Below are 20,793 nucleotides of genomic sequence, written 5' to 3'. Positions count from 1 at the left end.
TAAATAGTCAAAGAGATTATATTATTTAATAAAATAATTTCCATCAAAACTCACCAAAGAATAATTCATGTCATTCCCAATACTCTCTTTAAGCGCATCCACACTTAAAAAAGCAAGGGAATCTGCTTCAATATATTCTCTGACTTCTTCGACACTCTTATTGGCACTAATAAGTTCTTTATAGCTAGGTGTATCAATACCATAAAGACAAGGATGTTCAATCGTTGGAGCAGCAATACGCATATGCACTTCAGCAGCACCTGCTCGTTTGAGCAGTTTGACAATCTGTCTTGATGTGGTACCTCGAACAATACTATCATCAATAACTACAATCTTTTTACCCTCTAAGATTTTATGAATAGGAGAGAGTTTTAGTTTTACTTTCAAATCACGCACTGCTTGCGTTGGCTCAATAAAGGTTCTTCCTACATAATGATTTCTCACGATTGCCATTTCAAAAGGAATACCACTGGCTTGCGCATAACCTAGAGCAGCACTTACACCACTATCAGGAACAGGCACAACAAAATCTGCTTCAACAGGTGCTAATTCTGCAAGCTTCATTCCCATTTTTTTACGGGTTGCATAAACATTTTTACCCTCAATCACACTATCAGGTCTTGCAAAATAGATAAATTCAAAAGCACAAATATGTGGATCAGGCTCAAAGAGTTGTATACTCTCAAACTCTGTTTCACCTTGATGAAAAATGATCATTTCGCCAGGTCTAACATCTCTAACAAATTCCGCATCCACTAAATCAAGTGCACACGTTTCACTTGCAACAATAAAACCACCCTCTTTCAATCGACCAATAGAAAGAGGTCTAACACCATAACGATCACGCACAGCAAACATTTTTGTACGGCTTTGAATCAAAAGACAATACGCTCCTTTGATTACATGTAAAGCTTCAATGATACGATCTTGAAGTTTTCCTTGTTGGCTTCGAGCAATCAGATGAATAATGTTTTCTGTATCCATAGATGATTGAAAAATGGCACCTTGTTCAATAAGTTTACTTCTTACTTCATGCTTATTAATTAAATTACCATTATGAACAACGGAAATATCACCTAATTTATAACTTGCAGCAACAGGCTGAGCATCCCTCACAGAATCACTTCCTGCTGTTGAATAGCGATTATGACCAATCGCCATGTCACCATTTAAAAAAGAGAGTTTTTCTTCGTTAAAGACTTCTGTTACCAAGCCATTATCTTTAATCGTACGAATTTTTTTACCATTACTAGCACTAATTCCTGTTGCTTCTTGCCCACGATGCTGCATCGCAAACAGAGCATAATAAGCTATTTTAGAAGCATGTTTTACATCAAATACACCAACAATCGCACACATCGTTTATATCACCTTTTTTTAAAGACCTAAGCAATCACTAATTGTATAGAGACCATTAGGTTGATTAATGATCCACTTTGCGGCTTTAATAGCCCCTTTTGCAAAGGTATCACGACTGGTTGCGGTGTGATTCATCTCAATAAATTCACCATCATTGTAAAATCCTACGGTATGTCGCCCTACAATGTCACCTCCACGAAGTGCCATAATAGCAATTTCATCTTTACTACGCTCACCAATTAATCCGTTTCTTCCACTCACGCGAACATCATCTAAATGAAGACCTCGACCACGTGCAGCATGTTCACCCAATGTTAATGCAGTGCCGCTAGGTGCATCTTTTTTAAAGCGGTGATGCTGCTCGACAATTTCAATATCAAAATCACTCAAACTTTTTGATGCAAGCTCAACCAAACGGTTTAAAACCGCTACACCTAAAGACATATTCGTAGCATACAAAATGGGCATATTACTTGCTGCTTCTTTCAAAAGATTATGTTGGTGTTCGTTAAGCCCTGTTGTACCAATGACTAAAGGTGTTGGATTTTTGAGTACATTTTCAAGTAAAACTTCTGTTCCCATTGCTATGGTAAAATCAATAACAACTGTACTTTTCTCTAAAAGTTCACTGACTGAATCGGTTAAAATTGCTTCTTTTGGAGGGGTGAAATTAAAATCTTCCAAGGCATGCAAAACATAAGGTCTTGCTTCTTTATCTTTCATTAGATTTTCAATTAATAACCGACCCACTCTACCTGTTGAGCCATGAATTCCAACATTTATCATCTTTACCGTATCCTTATTAATGATTCACGTATTCGAGTGCTTGAATACCTGCTGTTGCACCATCTCCTGCTGCACATACCACTTGTTTGGAAGCTTTAATACGAACATCTCCCGCAGCAAATAATCCTTTTACTGATGTGTGCATATTCAAATCAACGACTACATTCCCATTTGCATCCATATCGCATAAAAAGGTACCATCATCTTGCTTTAAAATCGCATTATTGACATTCATTCCAACAAAAACAAACACGCCAGGAACCGCAATATCACGTTCTTTCCCTTCCGAATCAACAACAATAATGCCATTTAAACCCATTTTATCACCATACGCTTTTTTCACGGTCACATTTAAAACAAGCTCAATTTTTGGGTTATTTTTGACTTTTTCGATAGTACTAGGGCTTGCACGGAAAGTGTCTCTTCTGTGCACTAAATAAACTTTTGAGCAAATATGTGAAAGATAAAGAGCTTCTTCAAGAGCCGTATCACCACCACCTAGGGCAACCACTTCTTTATTTTTATAAAAAAAACCATCGCATGTTGCACACGTACTGATGCCCTTACCGAAGAATTCTGATTCACCTTCAAAATTGGCACGTTTGGGAGTACTTCCTGTAGCAATAATAACACTTTTTGCTTCTTCACTTTTACCGCCTGCAAGTGCGATATGAAAGCTACCATCCGCATTTTTTGAAATTCGTGTCACCTCATCCATAGCATGCTTTAAACCAAATCGCATACATTGCTCTGACCATGGTGCCATAAAATCTAAACCACTTAAAATTTCTGCACTTCCTGGGTAATTCTCAATTTCACTGCTACTTGTGATTTGCCCACCAGGGAGCCCTTTTTCAAACATAACAACATTTTTTAAACCACCACGTGTTGCATAAAGTCCTGCGCTAAGACCTGCGGGGCCTCCCCCAATAATTGCTAAATCCAACATTATATTTCCTTATTTTGGGTGATAATCCCTAGAGTTACTCTAAAAAACGATATGTTATTTAAACTAAGTTTCATAGGAGGTAGTGTATCCAAAGGAGCGCTTAGGCTCCCTTGTTACATGTAATTAAAGAAGTGAATTAACTTTATCTGCTAAAACTTGTTTGGACGATGCACCAATCATTTGGTCAACCAACTCACCATTTTTAAAGAAAAGAATTGTTGGAATAGATCTGATACCATACTTAATTGCAACATCTTGCTCTTCATCTGTATTGACTTTACAAATTTTTGCTTTATCATCAAAATCATTAGCCAACTCTTCGATAACAGGAGCGATCATACGACATGGTCCACACCAAGGTGCCCAAAAGTCTACTAAGGCTACACCCTCAGCTACGGTACTATCAAAATTTGATGCATTTAACTCTATATATTTTCCCATTTTTTTCCCCTAAAACGTTATTTTATTGATACTCAATTATACTCACTCTAACTTTAAAATTACCATAGCATACAAAGTTATTTTTTTAGTAACTAATATTTTTTATTATTTCAATTTTTTCGTTTGTTATTAAAATAGCATCCATTTGATAGTCATATCTGGTCTTATGTGTTAACAAATAGTAATGAATTGTTTTAATGATTTTTTGCATTTTTGCTGGAGTAATTCTAACAATAGGGTCATATCTTTTTGAATATTTAACTTCGCAAAAATGAAGGGTGCTTTCTTTTAATGCAATAACATCTATTTCACCAAATTTTGAATAAAAATTGCGCTCAAGAATAGCATACCCTTCATCCTCAAGATAAGCACAGGCTCTCTCTTCTGCCTCTTTGCCTATCTTTACACTCATTTATTCCTCAATACGTATCATGACTGGCTTATGCTCAATAAATTCTAACTCACTCAATTCATGCAAAGCATTTTGAATGTCATGCTCTTTACACGTGTGTGTTGAAAAGAGTAATACAGCACACTCCTCTCTTTTTCCATCTTGTTTTTGTAAAAAACTTCGAATTGAAATAGAATGCTTCCCTAAAATTTCTGAAATTTTAGATAATACACCTATTTTATCTATGACAGTTGCACGAATGTAGTATTGGGTGCAAATATTATTTTTTGGCATCAATGTTAAACCACTTTTTTCTAATGGCTTTATAAATCCTAACATTGGAGAATTTTTTTGGTGACGTGCAATATCAATCAAGTCTGATACAACGGCACTTGCAGTTGCACTTCCTCCAGCACCTGGTCCATAATACATGGTCTCACCGACCCTATCACCAATCACACTAATGCCATTCATTACTCCATCCACTTTTGCAATCATCTGTTTCATAGGAACCAGTGCAGGATGAACACGAAGTTCTACTTCGTTACCACTTTTTTTGGCAATGGTCAGAAGTTTAATGTTATACCCAAACTCTTTGGCAAAATAAATATCTTCACTGTTAATATATTCAATGCCTTCAATTAAAATTTCTTCAGGTTTGACATCAATGCCATAGGCAATGCTTGCCAAAATTAACAATTTATGTGCAGCATCAAAGCCACCCACATCAAAGGTTGGATCAGCTTCTGCATACCCTAAGGCTTGTGCTTCTTTGAGGACATCGGTGAATTCTGCCTTTTCATTCATCATTTTGGTCAGAATAAAATTACATGTACCGTTCATAATTCCTTTAATGGCTTCAATATGATTGGCACTAAGACCTTCACGAAGTGCTTTAATAATTGGAATTCCGCCCGCAACACTTGCCTCGTAACCAATAGGAGTAGAGCCTGCTAAATCGCGTAATTCATAACGATGATATGCGAGTAATGCCTTATTGGCAGTTACCACTGCTTTTTTATTTTTAAGCGCTCGTGTTACAATTTGGTACGCCTCATCCACGCCACCCATTAACTCAATAACAATGTCAATCTCTGGATTTTCTAGGACATCATCCACATTTGAGCTTAGAGGAATAGAAACATCTCTTTTTTTACGGGTATCCCGTACAATCCCCATAATTGGAACAATTTTTTTGCCACTGCGTGCGGTAATAATATCTTCATTCTCTTGTAAAATTTTAACCACATGACTTCCAACGGTTCCAACCCCAATAATTCCAACTTTAATCATTCGTTTTAACCTTCTAAACTCTTTAGATACTTCTTCACATTGCGTGCTGCTTGACGGATTCTATTTTCATTTTCAATCAAAGCGATTCGTACGTAGGCATCACCTGATTCACCAAAACCAATACCAGGGCTGACCGCAATTTTTGCCTCTTTTAAGAGCTGTTTTGCAAATTCCATACTGCCTAAATGTTCTGCTACTTTAGGGATTTTTGCCCATACAAACATGGTTGATTGGGGCTTTTGCATTTCCCAACCTGCATTATTAAAGCTTTCGACTAAAACATCTCGACGTTTACGGTATTTTTCTCTTATTTCATCGACACACTCTTGAGGGCCATCGAGTGCTACAGTAGAGGCTACTTGAATGGGTGTAAACATTCCATAATCAAACCATGATTTAATTTTTTGTAATGCACCAACCAGTTTTTTATTTCCTACAACAAACCCCACACGCCAACCTGCCATGTTATAACTTTTAGAAAGAGTGTAACACTCAACCGCAACATCTTTAGCACCCTCTACTTGAAAAATAGAAGGTGTTTCATAACCATCAAACGAGAGATCTGCGTAGGCTATATCACTGATGATATAAAAACGCTCTTCTTTAGCGTAAGCAACCAATTCTTCATAAAATGAAACATCGGTTGTCACACAGGTTGGATTATGAGGAAAATTGACCACAACAAATTTAGGTTTTGGAGCAGACTCACGAAACACTTTTTTCAGCTTAATAAAAAACTGCTCTTTATCCAACTCATAGTGCTCATTATAATCTAAACTAAATTTATGAACATTGCCCCCCGCAATCATAAAAGCATAGGCATGAATGGGGTATGCTGGATCTGGCACAACAGCAACATCGCCTGGATTCATAATCGCTTGTGCTAAATGCACAAAACCCTCTTTGCTTCCAAGAGTTGCTACTGCTTCGGTATTGGGATCAAGCGTAACACCATATTTTCTAGCATACCAGTTACAAATTGCTAAGCGTAATTTAAAAATACCTTTACTGACAGAATAACCGTGTGTTCCATCTTTTTGAGCCGATTCAACCAATTTATCAATAATATGCTGTGGGGTTCTTCCATCTGGATTTCCCATAGAAAAATCAATAATATCATCCCCTGCATGGCGGGCAGATAATTTTAATTCGTTAATTTGTGCAAACACATACCCAGGCAATCTATCAATGGTATTAAAGCGAATCTCATCAAACATTTTTTATTCCTTTTATTCTTTTACATGTAAAGATAATCCATGCTTAATATTATCAAGCATCACCGTATCACTGATTTTAAGATAGACAGCCCCTTGCGGTACTTTTAATTTTAAGGTTCGTGTTGACTCATCTGCTTTCACATGACTCAAGAGGTTTAGATTTTCATCAAAAAACAGAACATTTGGGAACCAACGGTCTGCGGCATTAGCACTTAGCGTAATCTCCTGAGCATGTTTAATATCGATCCAATACGGATTTAAAGGTTTCCCAAGAGGTGTTGTAATGCCACTTTCTATTTTTTTAGCACTTAAGTAAGCATTATCTGAATTAATATCATAAAACCAGTAGTGGTTTTCGTTTTTAACAATATTGGTAATCGTACACCCTCTGGCTTCTAAGATATTTGAAAAAACTTCTGGATCAAGAATGTGCTCTGTTTGAAGGTAAATTTCCCATACAAAACCACCACTATCGCGTAACGCATTATTTGTTAAAAAATAGTTATATCCCATTAACTCCAAAGATTCATTAATAATTTTTAAAAAAATAAAAGGGTCTTGCTTGGTACGAAAAGCTAAGCGTAAATTGACAGGTTTGTCGTAGAGTAATTGCATCAAACCATTTTTCTTTAAAACAGAGATCACTTTAATGCTGTTTACGTCTCCATTAGGATTTAAAAATTGCGCATTTTGTGCAAACAGTACGTTAATTAAATTTTTCTGCGCTTCATATTTAGCTGTTCCCATAAAACTTCTTATTTTTTCATGAAGGTCTGCTGCCCCCAAAAATGAGAGGCTAAGTGTTAAAATTAAAAAAAGCTTTTTCACCAATTTTTACCTCGATTTAACTCTACAAATTTTTCTTCTGAAATTTTTTTAATCGTACCATTTTCAACTAAAAAACGTGTCGAGCCTTGCTCACTAAAGTCTTCAACGGTATCATCGTATGAAAGTTTAAAAAAGCCATGCCCTGTCTTAATAATTTGTCGTTGATTCAAATCAATGGTAATGTTCAAATCATTTGAACTCTCTTTTCGAACATTATTCTCCAAATTAACAATTCCCACCCACATACGTCTTCTGGGTTGTAAAAGTGCGGTTTGCACACTTTGCTTATTTTCAATTGTTGTATTGGATTCTATTTGCGCAGAAGACGTTTCTATCACTGTTGTATTGAATTCTTCTGTACGTGTTAAATTTTCATCAATACTTACAACCACTGCTTGAATTGATGCATTGGTGCTATTGGTCTCTATCACACGTTCTTCAACTTTAACCCCTAAAGAATTTGTCGCTTCTTTGATTGCAGATGTATTTTGATAAGCACTACTTGGAGTTTGCGGTAATTCAGTTTTAACCTTGTCTAAAAGACTAGGAATCGCTCTGTCTACCTCGAAAATAGAACCAACAAAAAAGATACTGGCAATAAAGACAACCAATAAAAAGAACCATGCTAGCTTTTTAGAACCTCTATCGCTTCTTGCGCAAATAAAAATTCCTTCATTTTGAGACTCTTCTTCCTTATCCTGTTCTGCCCAATAATCATGATAGCCTTCAAGCCATTCTGTAAAATCTATGGCATATTCACGTGAGAGAATTTTTACAAAACCTAAGGTATTGATTTTATTCAGCTTGTCGTATTGTGCATTAAGGATATACTCTAACTGTTTTACTTCAATATGTGTCTTAGAGGAAACCTCTTTTAGACCTACCTTCTCCAACATTTTGACATCGTTATCCATTAGCGATCCTCTCACAAAGTACTGCTGCTGCAGCACTTACATTTAAAGAGTCAAATGCTCTTGCCATTTTAATAGACACAACCGTATCCAATTTCTCTTTTACTTTAGGCGATAGCCCTTTGCCCTCACTGCCCATAATCAAAACACATTTAGGGGCAAATGAAACCTCTCGCACATCTACACCACCCATATCCGCACCATACAACATAAAACCCATTTGTTTAAGTTCATTGAGCATATCTTTTGTGGAGGGACACAAGGCAATAGGTAATTCAAATGCTGCGGCACTACTGGTACGTAAAATGGCTTCTAAATTACATGTTTTCATACCACTTAAAATTAATCCGTCTGCGCCAAAAGCATAAGCACTACGAACAATTGCACCAATATTTCCCACATCGGTTACTTCATCTAAAACTACCAAAAAAGAACCTTGTTTCATTTCGCTAAAAGGCGTGAGTTCAAGGTCTTTAATTTGAGCAATAAATCCTTGATGATTTCCACCATGACAGAGTGCTTGCGCTTTTCGTTCATCAATCGTGCAAATATTCTCCGTTACACGAGCAATTTGTGAAAAAAGCTTAGGGTCACACTTTTTGGGTAAAAATACCGTCTCAATCCTTGAAGGATAGTGCTTTAACAGATGTAAAAAGAGTTGTTTTCCATAGATTATCATGGTAATTATTGTATCCAAAATGGCTTAAAATAATACGAGTCGTAGAAAAAAAGAGACGGTTTTAGGCATTTACATGTAACAAAAAAGTAAGATTAGTTTTGAAGCTTTGTATACCACTCTTTAACACTCAAACCTGTTAGTTTAGAAAGAAGCTTGGCTTTTTGTTTGGGAGGAATTTCTAAATCTAAAAGGTCTTCTTTTGTTATGGCTTCACCACCCTCCTGAGCTTCAGGATTAATAACCACCACCCATTCACCTTTAAGATTAGCGGTTTTAAAAGCTTCTTTTACGGCTAAAGGGGTACCAAAAAACCGTTTTTCATGCATCTTGGTTGCTTCTTTGATTGCAAAAATTGAGCGTTGGGGTGCAAACTGAACCAACTCTTCTATTAATTTTTCAATACGGTGAGGGGATTCATACACAATCACCGCATAAGGTGCGTTCAATGCCTTAAAAAGCTCATTTTGTCTCTCGATCCCTTTATGCGATAAAAAACCATAAAATAAGAATTGATGGATTTGGATGCCACTGCTCACATAGGCTAAAAGTGCGGCATTGGCGCCAGGTAAAACCTCATACGCAAGGGTGTTTTCTTGACAAAAACGAACCAATGCACTTCCTGGATCACTCACACAAGGCATACCTGCATCACTTAAATAGCCTACAGTTTCGTTAAAAATAGTTTTATCAATGGTTGATAAGAGATACGTTTCATTATGAGAGTGCATGGAGATAAACTGTTTAATGTGAAATTCAATGCCATGGCGTTGTGAAAGTAAAGAGAGTAATTTTTTAGTAATGCGTGTGTCTTCGCAAAAAAGCGTTTGACACTCCGCTAGAACTTTTAAGCTTCTAACGGAAATGTCATCTAAGTTTCCTATGGGAGTAGGAATGAAGTAAACCAAGGGTTTTACAGGAGCTTATTTAAGGTTATATTTTTTCTTAAATTTCTCAACACGGCCAGCAGCATCTACAATCTTCTCACTGCCCGTAAAGAAGGGATGACATGAACTGCAAATATCAATTCTTAACTCTGCTTTATTTGACATAGTCTCAAAACTATTGCCACACGCGCAGGTTACAACACACGGTACATATTCAGGATGAATATCTTTTTTCATACTATTTTTCCTTAATTATTCATAAAAATAAAATCTATTATTTGGCGTTCTGCCAAAGGGTGCAAATTATAGCACAAAAGATTCATTATTTCAAGTCATGCCAATATTTTGGAGGCAACCGCCACAACAGCCGTTTCGCTTCTCAAAATAGTTTTACATGTAAGACCTACAATGGGCTGATTTTTAAGCAATGCTCTCTCTTTTTCACTAAACCCACCCTCAGGTCCTACAATCATAGAAGAAATTGCCTCCGTTTTTTCCAATACATTTTGTGAAAAATCTAAAACATAGCTGTGAGGATACTGGATCAGATAACTTTGTAGGCTTGAAAAGAGTTCTATTTCCATTAAATGACTACGGCCACACTGCTGAGAAGAGTTAATCAAAATACGTTTCATACGTTCAAAATCAAGCGTATGATTTTTTTGTGAAAATTCACCATACACAAAGTTCATTTTATGCACGCCCAATTCATTCAGCATGGGAAGTGTTTTTTCAACAATTTTTGGATCAACCACGCACCACCCAATGTGAATATTTTTTAAAGCAACACAGGGCAACTCTGAAAAAGAGACCAACTCAAGCCATGCCTCTTTTTTACCAATATCTCTTATCGTATAAGCATACAATAGGCTATCTTCAAGATTGCGCCAATACACTAAAGCATCCTTTGCCACACGACGTACCTTAAAAAGATGTTCATACGCCCTGACATCAACGCTTAATTGCTTTTCTCCTGCTTTGGGATGATAAACAAACTGCATCTTAATGCACCGTATAAAAGAAGATGCTTGTCGCAAGCAAAGCGAGCAAAGCAAGGGCATATTTTTTACTAGCAAATTGTTTATAGGCTTTTTGAGAAGATTCGGTGCGTTCTATTTTTTTATACATGCGACGCCCTTTGATACCAAAAGCAATCATACCACCCCAGACGATAATCATAACGCCTAGTGAGACTGAAAAATGAAACTGCTGCACCGCCATTACAATGATACCCGTAAAAAAAATAGCTGAAAGTATGATGTAGTACTGAGGCGCTAAAAGCTCTAAGCGTTTGGAGAGTTTTACAAAGGTTCTATCACTGTTGAGTAAATAAAGATTAATGCCAATAAGCAACCCTAAAAGAACAATAAAAACAAGGTGCAATTGGATTGAGAGGCGTATAAGTTCATCCATATAAAAAAATCCTTCCAAAAATGATTCAAAAGTCTACCATTCTTAGTATAATATTGCCCATAAATTCAAAGGTTATTTTTATGCCCATTTCCTATCATGAAGCACTCTGTTTGATTCACACCCGTGTTCAGCCTTTACATGTAAAACAAACGCTTCCTCTTCTTAAGGCGTTGCATCGTATTTCTAGCCGTGATATATGTGCAAAAATGGCACTTCCAACATACCCTATGAGCCTTAAAGAAGGGTATGGTATTGCCTTTGCATCCAACACCACATGCTATCGCCTTCTTACCCCTCCTTATCCCAACCCTATTCCTGTAGGTTTTGGTGTAAAAATGTGTACGGGGGAGTCAGTTCCGCAGGGGATTAATACCATTATTCCCGAGGAAGAAGTGTTAAATCAAACAGACGATACGATTCACATCGGTTTACATGCAAACCCTTTTACACACATAAAAAAAGAGGGGGAAGACAGTGAAAAAGGAGACATTTTACTGGCAAAAGGGGAGAGACTCAGTGCCCAAAAAATAACCGCATTAGCCTCACAAGGCATTCAAACGCTTTGTGTTTTTAAAAAACCTACGGTAAGCATTTTAAGTATTGGGGCTCAATTGGTTCGTGGAGAAATTTATAACTCCAATGCCATCAGTATTGCGGCACGTATTATGGAACTGGGCGGTAAAGTCGTTGATTGTATCGTGTGTGATGACAATGAAGAGGCTATTTTATTGAACCTTTCTACGCTCGCTGAAACATCAGATTTTGTGATAACCACAGGGGCAATGAGTTGTGAGGACAGTATGTGTCGTCTTTTGGAAAAAAGAACCTTACCTCCTCTTTTTCATCATGTTCGCCTCGCCCCTGCAAAACCCAGTGCGCTTAGTCTGCTTCATTCAAAACCTATTTTACATCTACCTGGCCTACCCCTTAGTTGTATGCTTGGCTTTGAAATGTTAGGTGTTCCACTACTAAGGCACCTTCAAATGCACCTACCTTTTTTGCCTTCTTTTATTTCGTGTATCAATCAAAAACGCATTACATGTAAAGAAGATTGTGTGAGTGCTATTCCTGGGCGCAGTGATGGAAGTCATTTTATAAGTGCACCCCACTACGAGGCAGGAAGACTCACGATTTTAAGTCAATGCAATGGCTATATCTTGAGTGAAAATCGAGCGATTATCGAAGAAGGAGAAGAGGTTTCCTTCTTCTGTTTTACTTATCCGCCTGTCTCATAAAAAGCGCGACTAGAGACCTCATTTTGGTCATCACTGCTCCATTTATTCTTTTCAGGTTTATTACGAAGAACCTCTTTTAAAATCTCAGCAGCACCCGCAACATCCCCTTTGTGAACCGCATCTTTAATGCTCATTGCCTCATCAAAATATAAACAGGGAATCAGCATGCCCTCTGCTGTAAGACGTATGCGATTGCAATCTTCGCAAAAATCATGTTTGTGTGGGTCGATGATACCAAAAATATACCCATCTTCCATCTCAAAAAGATGTGCAGGACTCGGTCCTTGCCTGCCAATAGCTTTGAAAGCATATTTTTGAGCAATGAGTGCTTGTACCTCATCACCACTTAAGCCTTTGAGTTGCTCTTTAGCATGCACATTTTCCATGTATTCAATAAAACGAATAGACATACCACGTGCTTTTGCATACTCCAATACCTCTAACACCTCATCGGCATTAATACCTTGAATAGGTACCATATTAATTTTCACCTTAAGCCCTACACGAAGTGCTTCATCAATACCTGCTTGCACCTTATGCAAAACATCTTTTTGTGCCATTTTTGCTGCCACATCAGCTTTGAGGCTATCCAGTGAAATATTAACCCTTTTAAGCCCTGCATCTTTTAGTTTTTGGGCTGCTTCTTTGAGTAAAAAACCATTGCTCGTGAGTGCCAAATCTAAACCACTTTTATGCGTATTAATCATGGCAATAAATTTATCCAAATCGGTTCGTAAAAGTGGCTCTCCCCCTGTGATGCGTATTTTAGTAATACCCTCATCAATCGCCACTTTTACAAATAAAAACAACTCTTCAAAGCTGAGTAAATTCTCTTTTGGAACCCATGAAAAGGGTTTTTCTGGCATACAATATTGGCATCTAAAATTACACCGTTCTGTCACTGAAATTCGTAAATAGCTTACATTTCTTCCAAATCCATCAATCAGCATGAGATTCCTCGTTTTATTTATTCATCTGCTTTCACGCTTGCAAAACTCATGGGGGATATTATACATAAATCTAACATTGATGCAAGGTGTGTATTTTAAATCGTCATAACTTCGAAGCTCTTTCTAAAAGAATCTGAGATACACTTCTTCTGCTTTGAAAATCTTTCTCAAGGAGCTTAAGATATGAATCATAAGCCTATTCCTACTAACAAAGAACATGCTGTGAGCGCGGATGCTTTTTTGGTTTCTAAAACAGATACGCATGGAAAAATTACGTACTGTAATGAGCCTTTTTTAAAGATTGTAGGTGGCAGTGAGCAAGAAATTTTGGGTAAACCGCATAATATTATTCGTCATCCACAGATGCCTCGTGTGATTTTCAAACTTTTATGGGATAAAATTAAAAACAAAGAAGAAATTTTTGCCTATGTAAAAAATTTGAGTTTTGATGGTGGATATTACTGGGTGTATGCCAATGTGACAGCCTCCACGGATGCTAAAGGAAATGTCATAGGATATTATTCTATAAGGCGAAAAGCCAATGCAAAAGCTTTGGAGATTATAGAACCTCTTTATGCCACATTGTTAGAACGTGAAAAGAAAGGAGGCATTGAAGCCTCTTTGGAGCATTTAACGACGCTATTACACGAAAAAGGAATGAGTTATGAAGAATTTTCTAACATGTTACAACGCCTATAAACTACCTTTTTTAGCCATTAGTAGTGTACTGCTTTTAGGAACATACCTCTTTAATCTTGAAGGAGTACTTGCCCCCTCCACACTACTTTTTGGTGTGGTAGCAGGTTCTTTTTTTGGCAGTCGAAAAACCATGCAATGCGATGTTGAATTGTATGAAAAAATACTCACTACCGTCAATGAAGCATCTCGTGGTAATTTAGAGCCACGCATTGTAAATATTGACGCAAATCAGCCCATGGCAAAAATTGCACTTGGCATTAATGATCTTTTAGATCAAATGGAAGCCTTGATGCGTGAAACCAAAACATCTATTGAGTCTGCAAGTCAAGGTAAAATCTATCGTAATATTTTCAACGAAGGATTTCGTGGTCTTTTCGCACTTAATGCTCGTTACCTCTCTGAGGGTGTTAAAGGTATTGTGGAAGGAGAAAAAGGCAAAGCCAAAGGAAGACTCTCTTCTGCGATTTCAGATTTAGGCAATGGCAATAATGGTGTCTTAAGCATTCAAACAGACCTCTCCAATAGCATTACCTCTATGTCCAATATTACAAACATCGCAAACACAACCGCTCAAAAATCAGACGATAGCCTTGAAACGCTCAGTGAGCTTTCTTTGGGTATTAAAGAGTTATTAGAGCTTTTAAACAGCACCAATGAGGCTATCAATTCACTCAGTCTTCGTACCTCGGAAATCTCTTCTGTGGTCAATTTAATTAAAGATATTGCCGATCAAACCAATCTTTTAGCACTGAATGCAGCCATTGAAGCAGCCCGTGCGGGTGAACATGGACGTGGGTTTGCTGTGGTTGCTGATGAAGTGCGAAAACTAGCAGAGCGTACGCAAAAAGCCACGCAAGAGATTGCCATGACGATTCAAACCTTACAACAAGAGACCAATGGTATTCACGCCAACTCTGATCGTATTAGTACCATTGCCAATCACAGTGGGGAGAGTGTGATTCATTTTGAAGAAGCTTTACGTGCATTTAATCAAGATGCCAACGCAACAGCAGATACATCCTTTAGGCTTGAGAATAAACTCTTTACAATCTTGGCGAAAATAGATCACATTGTCTACAAAACCAATGCATACTCTGCTGTTTTAAATGAACAAAGTGATGAAACATTCAGTAATCACCATGAATGCAGACTTGGGAAGTGGTATGATAGTCCTCTAACACAAGAGCGTTTTAGCCTTGCAAAATCCTTTCCGTTACTTGAAACATCACACAAGGCAGTGCATGCTTACGTTCATGAAAATATGAAACAGCTTAAAGAGGGGTATACGCCTGAGTCACTCTCATTTTTTATTCAAAACTTTAAACGTATGGAAGAAGCAAGTGACATGCTCTTTAAACTCTTAGATACTATGATTGAAGAGACAGCATCGCTTTCTCGTACCCATAAATAACACAGTGTAACGGGTTTACATGTAAACCCGTTATTTTAAATTTGCCAACTTTAATACCAAATCTACTTCTCCAATACCAATCCGCAAATCTTTTGCGATTTCGGCTTCACTTTTTCCTCGTGCATAATGCGCAATAATCAGTTTTTCATTCGAGCTAGAGGGTGAAGATGAGACAAAACTCATCTCTTTGGTGCGACTCTCAATTCTGTCAATCCGTGTACTTTGTTCATCCTTAAAATCTTGAATAATATTTTCAATCTCTTTAAGTGCGCCAATAACAGGAAGAACATTTTTATGAATCTCCTCTTTTAAGGTGAACATGATCTTCTTTTCAATCTCTTTAGGATCAAGCGTTGGCTCTTTTTCAATGGAGCGCAATTCGTTGAGCGCCTTGTTTAAGACATGGTTTTGATAATTAAGCTCTTCAATGCTTTTTTCATAAACCAAAAGTTTTTTATTGACCTCCACATCACGAATATAAACCATTAAAAAAACAATGATAACCAGCGCTGCTAACCCCACCAATCCCAAAAGTTCAATACTCACGTTCACTCCCTTTTCTTTGGCGAATCATCGCACGTTCACATGCCATCATATAGGCACTCCAGTCGTTTTCATCGTCTTCATGCATCATCGTAATTTTTCCAATCCGCCCATCAATGGCTTCAAAAAAAAGAGGGATGTGACGTTGTGGAAAAGTTGGCATCGCAATGCGTGCATAATAGCATTGTTTTGCAGATAAAACATCTGCTGCAAATTGAATATACCCATGCCCAATCGCGTTCAAACTATTACTATGCGCAAGCGTTAGGAGTAGAGCGCTCTTAGATGTTATGGTATGCGTAAGTTTATCTACTTTTCGGTGTAACTCAATCAGAAGGTTTAAAAGCACGGGGTCACTCTCTTCAGAGGCTTTACGGATTTTAGGAGACTTTAACCACACTCCAAGTGGGTCATCATTTATTTGCATCAGAGTATAATACTCTTGTATAAAAGAGTTCTCATCGGCAATACCTTCTTCATAAGCAATACTTAACACCGTAGGAACAAAACGAATGCCCTCCATATTACATCCTATCTAAAAAAATAAGTACAAAAAAGATAATCCCCAAATAACCATTGAGCGTAAAAAAAGCACGGTCAATCTTTGAAAAATCTTTTGCCACAATGCGGTGTTCAAAAAAGAGAACAATAGCTGAAACAAAAACGCCTACGTAGGCAAAAAATCCCAACTCTGCCGTGATCACAAAAAGTAACCAAAAAAGAATTGTTTGGGCGTGAAACAGTTTAGAGATAAAAAAGGTTGCTTCTGCTCCAAAACGAGACGGAATGGAGAAAAGTCCATTGGCTTTATCGTACTCCATATCTTGTAAAGAGTAGAGTAAATCAAACCCCGCCACCCAATACATCACGCCAATACAAAGCAGTACCGACCACAGAGGAATCGATTCTAGAACCGCAACAACACCTGCAATGGGCGCTAGTCCTAAAGAGAGCCCTAAAACCAAATGCGCATACGGAGAAAAGCGTTTAAAAAGCGAATACCCACCTAAAATCAGCAGAATTGGCACACTCAAATAAAAAGCAAGGTCGTTAATCAAATACGCCACACCTACAAACACCGCTGCATTCATGCCAATAAAAAACAGTAAATTTGAAGCCCCTATACGCCCATCAACGCTAGGGCGATTGGCCGTTCGTGGGTTGTGTTTGTCAATCTCCCTATCCGCATAGCGATTAAATGCCATGGCAAAATTGCGTGCACTCACGGCGGCTAAAAGCCCTAAAAAAAGAAGTTTAAAACCAAACCACATTGTCCCATTTTGCGCTTTTGAAGAGACAATCATTGCGATAAAAATAAAAGGAAGCGCAAAAACGGAGTGTTTAAAAACGATTAAATCGCCAATATCTTTAAGCTTTTGCCAAAATTGTTGCAATACAAACCTTTACATGTAAGATGGACTGATTTTACAACAAAACCCTTTAAAAGTGTTATAATTGCCCCACTAAACCGCATAAAACAAAGAGAAGACCATTGAAAACCATCGCTATTTTAGGTCCCACCGCTTCGGGAAAAACTGCTCTTGCTATTGAACTTGCACGTACCCATGGCGCACATATTTTATCGCTTGATTCTTTGAGTATTTACAAAGAGATTGACATCGCCTCCGCCAAACCTAGCCTCGAAGAGCGAGGGGGCATTGTCCATTTTGGAATGGATGTGCTTTTGCCTTCTGAGCATTTTGATGTCACCATGTTTTTTGAATGTTACCGTGAAGCCAAAGAGGCATGCAAGAGAGATAAAAAAGATTTAATCATTGTAGGCGGCACAGGATTTTACCTTAAAGCGATGATGGAAGGCTTTAGTTTAAAACCTCAAATACCTTTACATGTAAAAGAAGAAATTGAGGCTAAATTACATCATTTAGAGGCTTCGTATGCGCTGATTGAAACGCACGATCCTGCTTATGCCACAAAAATTGCACGAAACGATAGCTATCGCATTGAAAAATGGCTGGAAATTTTTTTATCCGCACACGAGATTCCCTCAGATTACCTTGCGAAAACCAAACAGCCTCCTCTCATTCAAGAGCTTGAACTTTTTGAAATTGAAACGCCTAAAGAAGTATTGGCTCAAAAAATTACTTTACGCACACAAATGATGCTTAAAATGGGGTTGATTGATGAAGTTTTTTCTCTGGAAAAACGCTACACTCGAACACCTCAGTGCATGAGGGCCATTGGGATTAAAGAGGTATTGGATTACTTTGATGGAAAATACACACTCACACAGCTGGAAGAACGCATTAGCTTAAATACCTTGCACTTAGCCAAACGCCAACGCACGTTTAATGCCTCACAATTTGAGGCACATCCCAAAGGTAATGTTGATGCACTCAAGCCTTTAATTGAAGCCTCATTACATGTAAAATAGTTTTACATGTAATGATCAAAAGAGTTTTAAATTTTCCTCACAAATTTTCTTCCACGAACTGCTCTCATTGTTCTCAACGCACTCTTTAAAATAGCCTTTTGCTTTTTCACTCTCTTTTAGTTTAAGACTCAATTCTCCCGCATGGTAAAAAAGGCGGATTTTATCATCGTTTTTAAGTGCTAGGCTCATCAATGATTCGGCAAGTACTAACGCCTCTTTTTCACGACCCAATCGTTTCAATGCTTCGATATAACTAAATTCTATGCGAGGGCTCAGGGCTGAAATATTAAATTTCTTTTGTATATCTCTAATTGTTTGCGCATACGTCACAAGCAATAAATCATTTTTTGTCTCACTGGCAATACTCACAATAGCATCATAAATATCTAAATTATTGGCTTCATCAGGGTATAAAATCTTAATACTCTCTGCTAAAGAAATTGCCCCATCATTGTTTTTCAGTTTCACCAATGCAAAGAAAAGTGTGCGTATGGTTTCTAAACCAATTTTTTCTCTCAGGGAAAAAGAGAGGGTTTTTAAATCCTCTTTAAAATCAACCACTTCTTGGTATTTTCCCATTTTATAAAGGGCATGCACCTCTTTTTGCGCCCATTTGTAACGGCTTGCTAAGGTGCTATCGTTTAAATGCGCATGGCTAATTTCTTCTGCTCTGTCAAATCGAGAAACTGCCATAAAGCACTCAAAAAGAGATTCATCGTATTGTGCATCGCTAAATTGAAGTTTGTATCTCTCAATTAAACGCACACTCTCTTGGCATTGCTTCTTGTTTAAGTAATCTAAACTTTGTGCTTTTGCGGCTTCATAAATCAACTCCGCACCCTTAAGAGGAAATCGATCAGGAATCTTTTCAAGAGCATCTTCTAATGCTAAAACGTTTGCATACGCTTTTTGTTTGAATAAAAGATTTGCTTTTTCAAGTAAAGCTCTTTGTCCTATCTCATTGTCTGTGTATTTTTCAATTAACTTATCGTAATAATTTGCTAATGTTGTCTCATTGTTTTCTTTCAGTTCAAAAAAGAGTGCATCTAAACTCTCTGTCACTTCTTGAACATAATCACCTGTATTTTTATACTCATCCAAATACTCTTGATAGCGTTTGTGTGCTTTTTCAACCTCATTTGCCTTAGCGTGCCAATCCCCACTCTCTTTCAGTAAGAGTTCCCTATTTTCTAATTTTTTAGCACCCTCATCCAAAAGAACGTCGCTGACACTTGCTGCTAAATCATACAACTTATGTTCATACAATCTACGTGCTAATTTATAACTTGCTTCTTTATCCTTAAGAAGAAAAGCGGCATTGGCATTGAGCACTTTAAAGAGATACTCTTTTGCCTCTTGCATTTTTCCTGCATCCATTTGGTGGTCACTTAAGCGAATCGCTGCTTCTGAGGCAATATCCAAATCTTGCGCACTGTAAAGCACATCCAAATAGAGCTTCAGAGCTTTGTCTTTCTCTTTTTTAAGAAACAGATTATCCGCAAACAGTAAAATAGCTCGTTTGGTAAAAAGACTGTGAGGGTGTTCATCCACTAAAATATCAATCACATAATTCGCATCCGACTTTGAACCCATTTTCAAATATGATTTCCCCATCAAATACAGAACTTCAGGTAAATTTTCATCGCTGGTAAACTCTTTGCTCCATCGTTTCGCCATGGAAGCAATATCATTTTCATTAAAGACCAATTCAGGGCTTTCATCACCGCGTGCACTTAAAAGCTTATCCATAGAGCGCATTTGAAAAAGTTCTAATTCACTACGAAAAATAGAGTTTGGATAAAGCCCTAAAACACGTTGAACATCTTTAATAACACTCTCATAATACCCATCATTATAGGCTTTCTTAATCTCCAAATACAAACCGATGTCTTTACTTCTGGCGTACGATATAGGCGCCCCATTTAAATCAAGGGCTCCAATATAAGGACGTTGATACTTTGGAAATTCCACAGGAAAGTCTAAACCATTGTGCACAGTCTCTTTTTCAAACAACTCTTTTTCTTGCAATAAAAGTGTCCAATGGGTATAAAGAGGTGTAGGAGGTTTTGCTAAGATTTCAGAGCTATTATACAAACGGTCTTCTATGGGTATCAGTTGTGAACCCACCTTAGGCTCAATCATAATATAAAACACACCCTCTTTTTCATAAAAATCAAGCTGTGCATACTTCATTTTTTTAGATTCAATCCGTTTGGTAATAGGTCGCTTAATTTGACAAATATAATGTTTTTTATCTTTTTCAAGGGTGAGTGTTTGACAAGCAAAAGGCTCTGCATCCATAATATGCAAAATAGCATACTCTGTATTGTTCTCTTTGCCACTGTTTAAAATAAGCTCTAAGGCAAACAGTTGTACCGATAATAAAAGAAGGGTAAGTAGAAATTTCATGCC

23 protein-coding genes are annotated in these 20,793 nt (G+C 37.5%); 4 read left to right on the top strand and 19 right to left on the bottom strand.

The window, feature by feature from the left end; all coding sequences use genetic code 11:
* Nucleotides 1–21 precede the first annotated feature (21 nt).
* From purF to SULBA_RS00885, 14 genes are all read right to left on the bottom strand, one after another.
* Nucleotides 22–1,359, bottom strand: coding sequence for an amidophosphoribosyltransferase (gene purF, locus SULBA_RS00950; protein ID WP_014768403.1), 1,338 nt, complete (start codon nt 1,357–1,359; stop codon nt 22–24).
* An 18-nt stretch (nt 1,360–1,377) separates the two neighbouring features.
* A complete protein-coding gene (dapB, locus tag SULBA_RS00945; protein WP_014768402.1) occupies nt 1,378–2,145 on the bottom strand; it encodes a 4-hydroxy-tetrahydrodipicolinate reductase in 768 nt (255 codons plus the stop codon).
* A 16-nt stretch (nt 2,146–2,161) separates the two neighbouring features.
* Nucleotides 2,162–3,094 carry a thioredoxin-disulfide reductase gene (gene trxB, locus SULBA_RS00940; protein ID WP_014768401.1) on the bottom strand — a complete coding sequence of 311 codons (933 nt, stop codon included), beginning with the start codon at nt 3,092–3,094 and terminating at the stop codon, nt 2,162–2,164.
* Nucleotides 3,095–3,217: 123 nt separating this feature from the next.
* Nucleotides 3,218–3,535 carry a thioredoxin gene (gene trxA, locus SULBA_RS00935; RefSeq protein WP_014768400.1) on the bottom strand — a complete coding sequence of 106 codons (318 nt, stop codon included), beginning with the start codon at nt 3,533–3,535 and terminating at the stop codon, nt 3,218–3,220.
* 85 nt (nt 3,536–3,620) lie between these two features.
* Nucleotides 3,621–3,947, bottom strand: coding sequence for a YraN family protein (locus SULBA_RS00930; RefSeq protein ID WP_014768399.1), 327 nt, complete (start codon nt 3,945–3,947; stop codon nt 3,621–3,623).
* On the bottom strand, nt 3,948–5,219 hold the full coding sequence (locus SULBA_RS00925; protein WP_014768398.1) for a homoserine dehydrogenase: 1,272 nt from the start codon (nt 5,217–5,219) through the stop codon (nt 3,948–3,950).
* Between the two features lie 5 nt (nt 5,220–5,224).
* Nucleotides 5,225–6,436, bottom strand: coding sequence for an LL-diaminopimelate aminotransferase (locus tag SULBA_RS00920; RefSeq protein WP_014768397.1), 1,212 nt, complete (start codon nt 6,434–6,436; stop codon nt 5,225–5,227).
* 12 nt (nt 6,437–6,448) lie between these two features.
* A complete protein-coding gene (locus SULBA_RS00915) occupies nt 6,449–7,264 on the bottom strand; it encodes a hypothetical protein (RefSeq protein ID WP_014768396.1) in 816 nt (271 codons plus the stop codon).
* A complete protein-coding gene (locus SULBA_RS00910) occupies nt 7,261–8,178 on the bottom strand; it encodes a hypothetical protein (protein ID WP_014768395.1) in 918 nt (305 codons plus the stop codon). The genes SULBA_RS00915 and SULBA_RS00910 overlap by 4 nt, the downstream gene beginning before the upstream one ends.
* A complete protein-coding gene (gene rlmB, locus SULBA_RS00905) occupies nt 8,171–8,854 on the bottom strand; it encodes a 23S rRNA (guanosine(2251)-2'-O)-methyltransferase RlmB (protein WP_014768394.1) in 684 nt (227 codons plus the stop codon). The genes SULBA_RS00910 and rlmB overlap by 8 nt, the downstream gene beginning before the upstream one ends.
* 92 nt (nt 8,855–8,946) lie before the next feature.
* A complete protein-coding gene (rsmI, locus tag SULBA_RS00900; RefSeq protein WP_014768393.1) occupies nt 8,947–9,759 on the bottom strand; it encodes a 16S rRNA (cytidine(1402)-2'-O)-methyltransferase in 813 nt (270 codons plus the stop codon).
* Nucleotides 9,760–9,774: 15 nt separating this feature from the next.
* Nucleotides 9,775–9,975 (bottom strand): 50S ribosomal protein L31, encoded by a 201-nt coding sequence (gene rpmE / locus SULBA_RS00895; RefSeq protein WP_012855967.1) that lies wholly within the window; start codon nt 9,973–9,975, stop codon nt 9,775–9,777.
* 95 nt (nt 9,976–10,070) lie between these two features.
* Nucleotides 10,071–10,739, bottom strand: a complete 669-nt coding sequence (locus SULBA_RS00890) for a 16S rRNA (uracil(1498)-N(3))-methyltransferase (RefSeq protein WP_014768392.1) — start codon at nt 10,737–10,739, stop codon at nt 10,071–10,073.
* 1 nt (nt 10,740) lies between these two features.
* A complete protein-coding gene (locus tag SULBA_RS00885; protein WP_014768391.1) occupies nt 10,741–11,151 on the bottom strand; it encodes a hypothetical protein in 411 nt (136 codons plus the stop codon).
* A gap of 80 nt (nt 11,152–11,231) precedes the next feature.
* Between SULBA_RS00885 and SULBA_RS00880 the strand changes: the two genes are divergently transcribed.
* The gene (locus SULBA_RS00880) at nt 11,232–12,386 is read left to right on the top strand and encodes a molybdopterin molybdotransferase MoeA (RefSeq protein ID WP_014768390.1); all 1,155 of its coding nucleotides are present in this window, start codon (nt 11,232–11,234) and stop codon (nt 12,384–12,386) included.
* On the opposite strand, the gene moaA is transcribed toward SULBA_RS00880, so the two are convergent.
* Entirely contained in the window at nt 12,368–13,336 is a 969-nt protein-coding gene (gene moaA, locus SULBA_RS00875) for a GTP 3',8-cyclase MoaA (protein WP_014768389.1), read from the bottom strand. The genes SULBA_RS00880 and moaA overlap by 19 nt on opposite strands.
* A 183-nt stretch (nt 13,337–13,519) precedes the next feature.
* Between moaA and SULBA_RS00870 the strand changes: the two genes are divergently transcribed.
* Both SULBA_RS00870 and SULBA_RS13225 read left to right on the top strand, forming a co-directional pair.
* Nucleotides 13,520–14,035, top strand: a complete 516-nt coding sequence (locus tag SULBA_RS00870; protein WP_014768388.1) for a PAS domain-containing protein — start codon at nt 13,520–13,522, stop codon at nt 14,033–14,035.
* Nucleotides 14,001–15,446 carry a methyl-accepting chemotaxis protein gene (locus tag SULBA_RS13225; RefSeq protein ID WP_014768387.1) on the top strand — a complete coding sequence of 482 codons (1,446 nt, stop codon included), beginning with the start codon at nt 14,001–14,003 and terminating at the stop codon, nt 15,444–15,446. The genes SULBA_RS00870 and SULBA_RS13225 overlap by 35 nt, the downstream gene beginning before the upstream one ends.
* A 30-nt stretch (nt 15,447–15,476) precedes the next feature.
* Here SULBA_RS13225 and SULBA_RS00860 read toward each other — a convergent pair whose 3' ends face one another.
* The 3 genes from SULBA_RS00860 to mqnP are packed head-to-tail and all read right to left on the bottom strand — an operon-like array spanning nt 15,477 to nt 17,383.
* A complete protein-coding gene (locus SULBA_RS00860) occupies nt 15,477–15,992 on the bottom strand; it encodes a DUF6115 domain-containing protein (RefSeq protein ID WP_014768386.1) in 516 nt (171 codons plus the stop codon).
* Nucleotides 15,982–16,512 (bottom strand): hypothetical protein, encoded by a 531-nt coding sequence (locus tag SULBA_RS00855; RefSeq protein ID WP_014768385.1) that lies wholly within the window; start codon nt 16,510–16,512, stop codon nt 15,982–15,984. Before SULBA_RS00855 ends, SULBA_RS00860 begins: the two co-directional genes overlap by 11 nt.
* Before the next feature lies 1 nt (nt 16,513).
* Nucleotides 16,514–17,383 carry a menaquinone biosynthesis prenyltransferase MqnP gene (gene mqnP / locus SULBA_RS00850; RefSeq protein ID WP_014768384.1) on the bottom strand — a complete coding sequence of 290 codons (870 nt, stop codon included), beginning with the start codon at nt 17,381–17,383 and terminating at the stop codon, nt 16,514–16,516.
* A gap of 98 nt (nt 17,384–17,481) precedes the next feature.
* On the opposite strand from mqnP, the gene miaA reads away from it, so the two are divergent.
* Nucleotides 17,482–18,381 carry a tRNA (adenosine(37)-N6)-dimethylallyltransferase MiaA gene (miaA, locus tag SULBA_RS00845; RefSeq protein ID WP_014768383.1) on the top strand — a complete coding sequence of 300 codons (900 nt, stop codon included), beginning with the start codon at nt 17,482–17,484 and terminating at the stop codon, nt 18,379–18,381.
* Between the two features lie 15 nt (nt 18,382–18,396).
* Here miaA and SULBA_RS00840 read toward each other — a convergent pair whose 3' ends face one another.
* Entirely contained in the window at nt 18,397–20,790 is a 2,394-nt protein-coding gene (locus tag SULBA_RS00840) for a tetratricopeptide repeat protein (protein ID WP_014768382.1), read from the bottom strand.
* Between the last annotated feature and the right edge of the window lie 3 nt (nt 20,791–20,793).

The organism is Sulfurospirillum barnesii SES-3 (genome assembly GCF_000265295.1).
Classification (GTDB): Bacteria; Campylobacterota; Campylobacteria; order Campylobacterales; family Sulfurospirillaceae; genus Sulfurospirillum; species Sulfurospirillum barnesii.
Note: the sequence above shows the minus strand (reverse complement) of the source record. Positions and strands in the feature narration are given on the sequence as shown.